This window comes from Pseudomonas sp. PS01297 (genome assembly GCF_029959305.1).
GTDB classification, from domain to species: domain Bacteria; phylum Pseudomonadota; class Gammaproteobacteria; order Pseudomonadales; family Pseudomonadaceae; genus Aquipseudomonas; species Aquipseudomonas helleri.
The window spans coordinates 1-10,319 of record NZ_JASCPQ010000137.1; the positions used below are offsets into that span (position 1 = coordinate 1).

The following is a 10,319-nucleotide window of genomic DNA, read 5'->3' on the forward strand; positions in this document are numbered from 1 at the left end:
GTGCTGAATTACGCACTGAACTAACCCAAACCTCCTGTAGGAGCGAGCTTGCTCGCGATCTTTTGATCGTTTAAAAGATCGCGAGCAAGCTCGCTCCTACAGTTAACCCAGCGCAGGCCTGCAAATGCGGCTTGATAACAACCCTTTGCATATGTGTAGGTTAATTCATACAAAATAATTGGCAATGTACTACATAGTAAGACGTTGCGAATTACCGCACCTGCAATTATAAATAAATCACTCAAATAACATTTATAGATATCAATTTTTAGAAACAGCTATTGCGTCATGTCTATTTATTCAATTCGGCTATAACTCACCAACAAGTTCGAACACTAACCGTCGATACTTGAGCAAGGAGTCAGTATGTCGCACGATTTAAATAATATTTCCGGCGTCTGTAGTGTTCCGAGCAGCACTTCTATTAATTTGAAATACAAAGCAAAAATAGCATCAGTATCACCGGGGGAGCATCGACATAATTTTGAGTTATCCGAGCATTGTTTTTTAGGCATCAGCCTCGAAAACAGTCATTTCCAGCCCGAAAAACTGGCGAGCATTGTGCAATGGATTTCGCGGCGTTTTACCCAGTGCACTGTGCTGGTGGGAGACAGCATTCACCGCCTGACCCTCCAGTCTGTACATGACATGCATCCCTCTATAGCGCTGACCACAGCCCTGCAATTGGGTAAGCGTTTTGTCGGTGAAAGCCAGCCCGTATTTGAGCATTTTCGCGCGCTCACACAATTTCGCTTTATCACCTGCCAAGGGGTTCAGGCCCTGGCAAGTTATCAGCACTTGCATGCTCAACTCACGCACCTCTATCGAGCCGACGCCGCGTTCAGTCAGTCCGTCAAATGTTTCGCTGAGCACTACTTGCGTAAAAGGCTGGAAGCCTCGACCCCTGCCGAATGGGCACGCAAGGTCGGTTTTTCGACCGCGTACTTTCTTGAAGAATTCGCCATTTTTGCCTGCCTGCAGCAGCAGGGGCACAGCGTGATGATCTACCCCGGCTCGTTCAGCACCTTATCGGAGATAGCTCAGGGTCTACACCCCCAGGCTCCTGATGAACTCAAGGCGCTGACCATCGTTTCTCTGTGCCTCAAAGGACGGTGAATATGCGCCACTCAACCAGGCCAACCTCAGCGGGCCAGCTCTACAGCGAGCTTTACCACAAACGTGTCGATACGCGCCCCGTGGGCACAACCGCTCAATTGGTCTGTACCTGGATTGAAGGCGGCCGGTTGGGGTTTGCCAATGATCAGGATCGGCGTCAAGCGTTTGCCGACGGCGTTTTCTTACTGACTATCCCGGCAGAACTGGACATCACGGCCGCCGATCAATTCGCTAGCGAGTTTTACCGGGGAGATGCCAGCCCGTATGGGCATTTCAAAAACATTAGGGCCAACCAGTTTGACGATGAACTGCTGGGGTTCCATCAGCGCGTCGACCAGATTGAGCAGTTTTTGCTGGAACGCCGGTTTTGGAGTCGCTATTACCCAACTGAAATTACCCGGATAGCCGAGAAAATGACCGAAGTATCCCGGCTGATCCTGGGCGCCGCACTGGACTACGCCGGCATACCGAAACACCTCTGGCCTCAAGCCACTGGCTGTTGCTCACAAGGCGCTGGGGCTTATCACCTGACCTTCAACCATTACCGCGCGCAGTTACCAGAGGCGGGGTTGAGCTCGCACAAAGATGATGGTTTTTTGACAATTCTGCGCACCACTCAACCTGGACTTGAGGTAAACCGCCTTGATCGTTGGGAGTCAGTTAAATGTGCGCCTGATACATTCGTGATCAACTTCGGGCTGTCAATGGAGTGGTTAACGGCTCATTGCGATTCGCCAGTGGCTGCTATCTTGCATCGAGTAACGCACCAAGCCCAAGACCGCATTAGTTTTGGGCACTTCAGTTCCAGTAACTTTATACCCCATGACCACGGCATCTTTTCTTATTACCCAACACGGGGCCTGGAACGCATCTGTAATGCTCGAGAATTAATTAACAATAATGACCAGGAGATTTACCAAGGCACTGTCAATGCAGGAGGCGCGCAAAATGAAAACACACAAGATTAATATGCAGCGTGCCATTATTTATCAAGACTCTTTACTATTTAAAACGCCATTCAGTTTACGCGCGGCCATAGAGCAAGGTTTATTTTTACTGAAAATCCCGGAAACGTTAAATCTTGAGCCGGGCATAAAACTGTGCCGCGAGTTTTATTTACCCGCCACGTCTTCCACTCGCTATCGCGGCTTCCGTCCTCAGACCGATATTTATTTCGATCGCGAACATTTTCAGACTGAACATCTGTTAGTCGATAAAACGCGCTGGGCCACACGCCTGCCAGGTGCCGTGGTGAAAATGGTGCTCGCAATGGACGCGCTTGGCCAGGTGATTCTTCAGTCAGCCTTGCGCGAACTTGGAGTGGCTCAGGCGCTATGGGCAACCGCCAGTGGTGGCGCAGTGACAGGCCTGGGCACCCATTGGTTTGCCGCGAGCCATTACCGTCCCGAACGCCATTTGCCGGGCTGTGCAGAACATCAGGACACCGGTTTTGTGACACTGCTGTACACCCGCCAATCAGGCCTTGAGGCATTCATCGACGGGGGGTGGCAGCCTATTGAACCGGAACCTGGGTATTTCATTGTCAACTTCGGCGCGTGCCTTGAATTACTCAGTGCGCAACTGCCGCTTTCGGCTCGAGCCATTAAGCATCGCGTGCGCGAGTGCGCGGCGCTGCCGGGACAAGAAGACCGCTTCTCGTTTGCCACGTTCCTAAATCCTCCCGCCAGCGCTGACCTCTACGAAGTGCAGCCTTTGGGCGAGTTGCGACGGCTGATGAGTGCTGAAGCATTCCTTCGTCGATTCAACGAGCGCACCTGGCAAGACCGGCATGCCTCATTCGGCATCCTCTCTGAACAGACTCAGGGCACGCCCAATGAATAAACAATGCCCGCCTTTTGCCGGACTCATTGCGCATCATCCAGGACCTTGCCCCGTGCGCGGGCATGGCGACGAGTTCCACATTGCAACCTCTGTGCAAGGCTTGCCCGCCACTGAGTACTTTAAGGTCAGCGGAATTCGTCACTGCGCTGAACAGTCAGGCGGCCTTTGCAGTTTCTGGATGGGCGAACAACTGGCGCTTTATCAGATGGACAATCGCGCGCTATTCAATGATGAAGACCTTGCGCCCTCAACCGATGCCAATCATGAGTTGTTCGGTGGCTTTTTGGGCTCACTGCACATCAGTGACCCATTGCGCTCGCAAAAACGTCGGGCAGTGGAGCATGTGCTCGGGAGTCAGCGTTTTATCGACAGCATAAAAGACGATATTCGTCGTTTGGCAGCCGTCTTTTTGTACCAATGCCCGCGCACTCCGATGTGCATGGAGAAATTGACCTTATTGTGGGTCAGTCAAGTTGATAGCTATCTACCAGGCATCCTGGACTGCACGATAAAAAGCCTGGACCAGTACCTGCAAGACGATCGGTTCAGGGACGTGGTCAGCGGATTCTTCGAACAGGCCTCCAAGGTCATTAGTCATGACGACAGGCTCGCGCTAAAGCAGCATGAAGCCTTGAAACCGTTCATCAGAGACCTGCTGCTCACCAACTTCGACGCCATTGAACAAGCGCCCCTGACCAACCTGATCCTTGGCCATTTCGCCCTTTGGGCGCTGCCTTTTACCCGAAAAAACATTGAAACCCTGAGTACGGAGCGGGCGCTGGAGATCGGCACAATCATCATTGCAACCTATGACACTACGGCGCTTAGCCTGTTGTGGTCGCTGGCGTACATCGAGACCTCTGCCCACGTTAAACGTGAGGTCCTGTTAGCGGCCTCAGACAGTTGCACTCAAGCACCAAACGTTATTGATCTGGCGGTTATGGAAGCGCTGCGTCTAGGAGGCTCCAACCCAACAGCGCTTTGGCGACGGACGCTTAAGCCGTGCGAAATCGAACATGCAGGTCAGCGCGTGCTAGTCCCCGAAGACACCCAGTTGTGGCTGGACCGCTGGCAGGCGAATAGAGATCCTCACATTTTTATCCAGCCTGAAGCTTTCGATGTCACCCATATTCTGGCACTGCAAAAAAAGGACGATACAGCTCACACACTCTGCACCTCACTGCTGGCGCGCAATCGCTATGACATCAACTCGTTCAGCATGCTCAACACCCGGCGCAACCCACGCAAATGCCCAGGCCGTCTGTTCTCAGTCAACATTCAAGGATTGTTGCTACGTGAGCTTTATGGCCGCTTTGAGGTCAGCAGCGAAGGTATCGACCTCAGTCTGCGCCGCCATTGCGCGATGCCCAAGCCCGCACAGCCAGGCGTATTGACCCTGCGCCCCAAACACTGTGGAGATCAGAACGATGGTTAATCGCCACACTGCTACCTACCGGGACAGCCTGACATTGCCTTCACCGTTGCATCAGGCCCACGCACAGGCCATGTACCCGCCCTGTGCTCTGGAGCGGGCACGACTTGCGGGCACGAAATTGGTCTTCGATTCACCCAATGGGTTTGCCCGTGGGCTTGAGCAAGGTTTCTTTTTGCTGAAAATGCCCCAAGACTTGCTGTGCACGGCCGCTGATCAATTGGCACAGCAGTTTTACCTGCCCCAAAACGGCTTTCTCGACATGGACGTGCCCGGGCTCTATCAGGGCTATTTCGACCGCCCCCACGATCAATGGGAAAACTTCTACATCGAGCGCGCCAATTGGCACTTGTTACCCCAATCGGTGGCGATACTGGGTACTCAAATGGCAGCCATCGGCATCAGTGTGCTGCGCAGCACCTTGGCCCACCTCAAGCTCCCGGTCCGCGACTGGCCTTGCATTTCGTCAGGTCTGAGCGAAAACGGCGGGCATCAGATGCTGGCATTCAACCATTTTCGATCGTCAAAAAAGGCTCGCGGCTGCAAATTTCACCGCGACTCGGGGTGGGTGACGGTACTTCGCTCTACCGAGCCCGGCTTATATGCGTGGATTAACGGGCAGATACGGGCGATCAACCCGGTACCAGGCTACTTCATCATCAATTTCGGCAGTTCCTTCGAGGTGCTGACCGAAAGGCTTGAAACACCCGTCAGGGCCAATATTCACGGCGTTGCGCAACTCGAACCCCGTGAGCCAGGACGCGAAAGAACCTCATATGCGCTTTTTCTCGACTCGGCGCTCGACGGCACTATCTACCAATACCGTCGTGGCCGGGCTGTGGTGCTGCAAAGCGTGGCGGACTTTGCCGAGCAGGAAGTCGCACGTACCTACGACAGGACACACACGCTGTAACAACGGGCAAGGTTATCCACAGGCCCTGATATCCAACGTTGGACGCTTCAGTGGAGGTAGCATGAGCTTATCCGCAGCCGATCAACCCCGTGCGATAGCGTTGCCCCGAGCACGTTTGACCCACCACGGCCTGGCCTTCAGCAAGAGCACGCTTGAACAGGCACTGAGCCTTGGCGCATTTTTGCTGGAAATCCCGCAGGGTGTAGACCTGAACCCGGGCTTTGAGTTGTGCCGTAATTTTTATCAACCCCGGCTAGACACTCTGGATCGAATGCGCGGCCATCGTGAGCATGCTCACCCACGCTCAAAGTTAGGCTATGAAGATCGCCCCAATCAGGTCGAACAACTGCAAATCGAGAGCCATCTGTGGCACGAGTATTTTGCATTGCCTGTAACCCAGTTACTGGAGGCCATGAAAATCGTGACGGTACAGGTCTTGCGTCATTTGTTTGAGGCCTCAAAGGTGCGCAAGGAGCACTGGGCAACCATCACCGGGGCCACGCTGGACGAGACAAGCCTGTGTTACACGACCCTCAACCACTACCGTGCCTGTGTCAGAGGCACGCTGGGGATCGTAGAGCACACTGACAGCGGTTTTATCACCTTGATCGCAGCCGATCAGCCAGGATTCGAAATCCTCCACAAAGGCGTGTGGCAAGCCGTTGCACTGGAGCCACGCTGTTTTATCGTCAACTTGGGCGACGCCTATCAAATCCTGACAGCCCATTTGCCCTTGCCTGGCCGGGCTGTTTTGCACCGCGTAATAGAAACCCGGCCCTCAGCGCAGGCGCCGGATCGGTCGTCATTCACGGTGTACATGGGCCCTGACTTTGATATGGACCTCTATCAATACAACCCATCGGGCGCCTTGGACAGGCATCAGTCGTTCAGAGCCTTTTCAGTGCAAAAAGCGCAAGGAATGGGCTATGCCTTCCATTCCCGCGTGTAATCGCCCCTGGCAACAAGCCACGCTGACCAACCATGGTCTGCAATTTGATCAGGCCAATGGCATGCAACAGGCGCTGCTCGACGGTTTTTTCTTCGTTGAGCCCACCGCTCCAATTGACCTTGGGGCGGGAGATCGATTCGCCCGCCACTTTTATTTGCCCCCGCCTCCAAACGAGCAACGCGGCTGCGCTTATCGCGGATTTAAAACCCAAACCGAAACCGAACTCGGCCCTCTTCAAGGGTATTTCTGCAGAGATGCAGATCAGACAGAACAATTCTTTTTACGCAGCACACATTGGCAACAGCTGTTTCCCCAAGCACTGTGCAGTTTGGCGCAACATCTTAAAGCCTTGGCCATCGAGGTGATGCTGGCCGTACTGAAGCATCTGGATATTCCACGCGCCCTTTGGCTCAAAGCCACAGGGCACTGCATGACCCAGGCGGGTACCCATACGTTAACGTTCAATCATTTTCGCCCCCACGTGAAAGCGCGTGGCTTGAACGTTCACAAAGACTCCGGCTGGGTCACGGTTTTGCGCTCACTGGAGCCTGGGCTTGAGGTTTTGCGCGAGGGTATCTGGTGCCCGATTGACCCCCGGCCCGGGTGTTTTATCGTCAACTTCGGATGCGCGATGGAAATCCTGACCCGACACACAGCCAGGCCCGTCGCAGCAGTCGCGCACAGGGTCGTGCAGCAGCGACCTGAACATGCCAAAGAGGACCGTTTTTCATACGCGTTGTTTCTCGACAGCAGCCTCGACAAACAAATGTGCGAAGGCCTTTACACCTATAAGCCAGAGCATGGCCTTGAGTTAGTGGCCGACTTTGAGCAGTTCCTCACTTCTATTCTTGACCAGACGTACCAACCCCATTCAGTGGGCCTTTATTGAACGCCAAACCGCAGGTGGCCATGAAATCTACTTCTGAACGGTCCCAACGTCTGGCATTACTGGCCTTTTCATCCGGGATTTTTTGTATTCAGCTGGATGCGTTTGCATTGAATTTGGCGCTGCTGCCCATCGCCCATGATTTTGCGGCGTCGGTTGCACACGTTAAGTGGGTGGTGAGTGGTTATTTACTCTGCGTCGGTACGTTGATGCTGGCTGCCGGCCGCTTGAGTGATGGTATTGGCCATCGCCGTATGTTGCGCACAGGGCTGTCGCTGTTCGGCTTGGCGTCATTACTGTGTGCCGTTACGCCGACACTGAACGGGCTAATTGCTGCGCGTGTGCTTCAGGGCATCGGCGCCGCCTGCATCATGCCCTCGGGCCTCGCACTGTTGAGCCATGTGTACCCCAGTGCACGTCGGGGTCGGGCAATGGGCTTGGCGTTAGGGCTTGGGGCCATCGCCACGGTGATTGGCCCTTTTATAGGGGCTGCAATGAGCCAATGGCTCAGTTGGCGGTTTATTTTCTGGATCAATGTGCCCGTGGTGCTGTTCGCACTCGGGTGTTGCTGGCCAATAGCCGGGCAACACCTGCCAGGCGAGCGCGCAGCCGTGGATGGGCTGGGGTTGCTGTTGGTCAGTGTAGGGCTGGTCGCCTTCGGCTTCTTGCTGGATGAACTGGGCACTCGCGCATGGGTAAGCCCGCAAACGGTCTTGATCGTCAGCGCAATGGGGCTCAGTTTCAGTCTGTTCGCCTGGCGCGAAAAACACGCCGCCACCCCTCTGATCGCGACCTGCCTGTTTCGCAATGCACCGTACTGGATGCTGACGTTAGCCGGGGCCGTGGTGAATACCTCGACGGTGGTGCATCTGTTTGTGGTGCCGTTGTCGTTGCAAAGCGTGTGGGGGTTGAGCCCCTTGCAAGCAGGTATCGCATTCCTTGGCTCGGCGGTGCTTCTGGCCTGCGGTGGGCCCATTGCTGGCCGCATCCCGTCATCTGAAGCAGTGAGAGCGATGGCTACCTGCTTGTGCGCCAGCGCGGCGTTACTGCTGGGCGCTGCGTTTGCACAAAGCGAATGGCTCTATCTGCTGCTGGTCACCTTGTGTGGAGGATTTCTAGGGGTCGCCAATGCGCTGACCTTAATCGCGACGCAAGCTGTTGTGGGTGAGCACGTAGCGGGTGTGGCCAGCGGCCTGACCAAAACCATCATCACCTTGGCGGCAGGCTTCGGTGTCATTCTCGCTGGACGCAGCACGGGCGAAATGCTGGACATTCAAGGGGTATTTACCAGCCTCGCCCTTTGTTGTTTCGTTGCCAGCTTGATGCTGTGGGCAGGGCAGCGGTATTGGAGTGGGCACACAGGCCAGCAGCCTGTGGATAAGTTAACTGGCCGGTAGCTCAGCGGGTAGAGCGCACTCTTGATAAGGGTGAGGTGGAAGGTTCGAGCCCTTCCCGGCCAATCATTGCTTTCAACGCTGCAAGGGCAGTGACTGCTTCGACGACCACGGGCAGTAGCACCCCACCGCCAGGGTGTGGGTAGCGTTGACGCTGCGGCCTTGGGTCAAGGCTTGCAGCACAGGTTCGATGAAGCTGTTGCTGGCGTTGCAGGTGGCGCCTTCGCTGTAGGGGCCGAAGTAGGCCAGTTGGCCGCTGCGGTCCCAGATGGCAACCGCCGGGCTGACGCTCAGGTGTTCGGCGCCGGGCAGGGCGGCCAAAGGTTTGATCGCGCCCAGGCTGGCAGGCAACTGGCCCTGGCTGCCAGGCTTTTGGACGGCATAAAATTCAACGCCCTGCGGCACGTAAGTCGCCAGCAGTTCGCTCAGGTGTTGCTGGTTGCCGACATTACACGGGCAGGCCGGGTCCCAGAAGTGCACCACGCGAATCGGCCCCGGGCCCGAGAGGTCTGCGGGCAGGGCCAGCACGTCCCCGGCAAACAAAACGGTCTGGTCGTTGAACGCACGGATATAACGCCCCTCAAACCAATGGTAAGCGGCCCACACACCCACGGCGCAGGTCAGCACCAGCAACCAGGCTAGCCAGGTTTTAAGGGTCGGTACGGGCATGCTGAATGTTCCTGAAAGGGTGCGTAGCTTGCCATGCTTAAACTGACAGCAGAATATCGTCAGCTATAAAGACTGTTCTGCCTTCATGCCCTTCTGTTTGGAACCCCTATGTCTGTCGCGTTTTCCCCCGAGTCCTTGCGCCCCCATTTACAACCGTTGGTCGCAGGTCAGCCTTTATCGAGTGAGGATCTGGCATACCAGCATTTTTACGGGCTGGACTTTGCGCAGCGCGCAGCACCGGTCCGTCGCCAGTTGGGGCGCTTCAGTGCCGCAGGCTACGATTTGGTCAGCCAGGTGTGGTGGCCTGAGTCCACACCCAAAGCCACGCTGTTTGTGATCCACGGTTTTTACGATCACATGGGGCTGTATCGGCATGTGATCGAGTGGGGGTTGAACCACGGTTTTGTGGTCATTGCCTGCGATTTGCCGGGCCACGGTCTGTCGAGCGGCGAGCGCGCCAGCATCGGCGACTTTTATCAGTACCAGGAGGCGCTGCAAGGCCTGTTTATCGAGGCCCAGTCGCTGAACCTGCCGCAACCCTGGCACTTGATCGGGCAGAGCACCGGCGGTGCCGTGGTGCTGGACCATTTGCTGCATCACGGCGAGCAAAGCCCGGCCCAGGGCCAGGCCATCTTGCTGGCCCCGCTGGTGCGACCCAAAGACTGGCAGTGGTCCAAGTTCAGCTATTACCTGCTCAGGCCCTTTGTTAAAGGCATTGAGCGGCGCTTCAGCGAGAACACCAATGACCCGGACTTCATGCCGTTTTTGCAGGCTGATCCGCTACAGCCCGTGCGTCTGCCCACCGCTTGGGTCGGCGCCATGGCGCGCTGGATCCCCCGCGTCGAGGCCTTGCCGCCGAGCGCCCGCCAGCCCTTGGTGATTCAGGGCCAGGCGGATAAAACCGTTGATTGGGAACACAACCTCAAGGTGCTGGACGCCAAGTTCAATCACCCGCAGGTGCTGCTGATTCCTCAGGCCCGTCACCACCTGGCCAATGAAACCGCCGACATTCGCGCGCAGTACTTTGCGTTTCTGGATCAGCGCTTCTGACCCAAAACCCCTGTAGGAGCGAGCTTGCCTCGCGATCTTTTGACCGTTAAATGATCGCGAGGCAAGCT

At 55.7% G+C, this 10,319-nt stretch carries 10 protein-coding genes and 1 tRNA gene; 10 read left to right on the plus strand and 1 reads right to left on the minus strand.

Annotated elements, in window-relative coordinates; all coding sequences use genetic code 11:
- Positions 1 to 366: 366 nt before the first annotated feature.
- The 9 genes from QMX84_RS24620 to QMX84_RS24660 all read left to right on the plus strand — a co-directional run bounded on the left by QMX84_RS24620 (position 367) and on the right by QMX84_RS24660 (position 8,598).
- Positions 367 to 1,116 carry a tRNA-dependent cyclodipeptide synthase gene (locus QMX84_RS24620; RefSeq protein WP_153335972.1) on the plus strand — a complete coding sequence of 250 codons (750 nt, stop codon included), beginning with the start codon at positions 367 to 369 and terminating at the stop codon, positions 1,114 to 1,116.
- Positions 1,117 to 1,118: 2 nt separating this feature from the next.
- Positions 1,119 to 2,084: a 2OG-Fe(II) oxygenase family protein gene (locus QMX84_RS24625; protein WP_282365010.1), complete on the plus strand. Its 966-nt coding sequence runs from the start codon at positions 1,119 to 1,121 to the stop codon at positions 2,082 to 2,084.
- Positions 2,065 to 2,958 carry a 2OG-Fe(II) oxygenase family protein gene (locus tag QMX84_RS24630; RefSeq protein ID WP_282365011.1) on the plus strand — a complete coding sequence of 298 codons (894 nt, stop codon included), beginning with the start codon at positions 2,065 to 2,067 and terminating at the stop codon, positions 2,956 to 2,958. Before QMX84_RS24625 ends, QMX84_RS24630 begins: the two co-directional genes overlap by 20 nt.
- Complete coding sequence (locus QMX84_RS24635) at positions 2,951 to 4,393, plus strand: cytochrome P450 (RefSeq protein WP_282365012.1); 1,443 nt, start codon at positions 2,951 to 2,953, stop codon at positions 4,391 to 4,393. The genes QMX84_RS24630 and QMX84_RS24635 overlap by 8 nt, the downstream gene beginning before the upstream one ends.
- Positions 4,386 to 5,303 carry a 2OG-Fe(II) oxygenase family protein gene (locus QMX84_RS24640; protein WP_282365013.1) on the plus strand — a complete coding sequence of 306 codons (918 nt, stop codon included), beginning with the start codon at positions 4,386 to 4,388 and terminating at the stop codon, positions 5,301 to 5,303. Before QMX84_RS24635 ends, QMX84_RS24640 begins: the two co-directional genes overlap by 8 nt.
- A 61-nt stretch (positions 5,304 to 5,364) precedes the next feature.
- Positions 5,365 to 6,252, plus strand: coding sequence for a 2OG-Fe(II) oxygenase family protein (locus QMX84_RS24645; RefSeq protein ID WP_282365014.1), 888 nt, complete (start codon positions 5,365 to 5,367; stop codon positions 6,250 to 6,252).
- Positions 6,230 to 7,141: a 2OG-Fe(II) oxygenase family protein gene (locus tag QMX84_RS24650; RefSeq protein ID WP_282365015.1), complete on the plus strand. Its 912-nt coding sequence runs from the start codon at positions 6,230 to 6,232 to the stop codon at positions 7,139 to 7,141. Before QMX84_RS24645 ends, QMX84_RS24650 begins: the two co-directional genes overlap by 23 nt.
- A 20-nt stretch (positions 7,142 to 7,161) precedes the next feature.
- Positions 7,162 to 8,535, plus strand: a complete 1,374-nt coding sequence (locus tag QMX84_RS24655) for an MFS transporter (RefSeq protein ID WP_282365016.1) — start codon at positions 7,162 to 7,164, stop codon at positions 8,533 to 8,535.
- Positions 8,526 to 8,598, plus strand: a tRNA-Ile gene (locus tag QMX84_RS24660). The genes QMX84_RS24655 and QMX84_RS24660 overlap by 10 nt, the downstream gene beginning before the upstream one ends.
- A 9-nt stretch (positions 8,599 to 8,607) precedes the next feature.
- Here QMX84_RS24660 and QMX84_RS24665 read toward each other — a convergent pair.
- On the minus strand, positions 8,608 to 9,201 hold the full coding sequence (locus QMX84_RS24665) for a DUF6436 domain-containing protein (RefSeq protein ID WP_282365017.1): 594 nt from the start codon (positions 9,199 to 9,201) through the stop codon (positions 8,608 to 8,610).
- Positions 9,202 to 9,309: 108 nt separating this feature from the next.
- On the opposite strand from QMX84_RS24665, the gene QMX84_RS24670 reads away from it, so the two are divergent.
- A complete protein-coding gene (locus tag QMX84_RS24670) occupies positions 9,310 to 10,251 on the plus strand; it encodes an alpha/beta hydrolase (RefSeq protein WP_282365018.1) in 942 nt (313 codons plus the stop codon).
- Positions 10,252 to 10,319 lie beyond the last annotated feature (68 nt).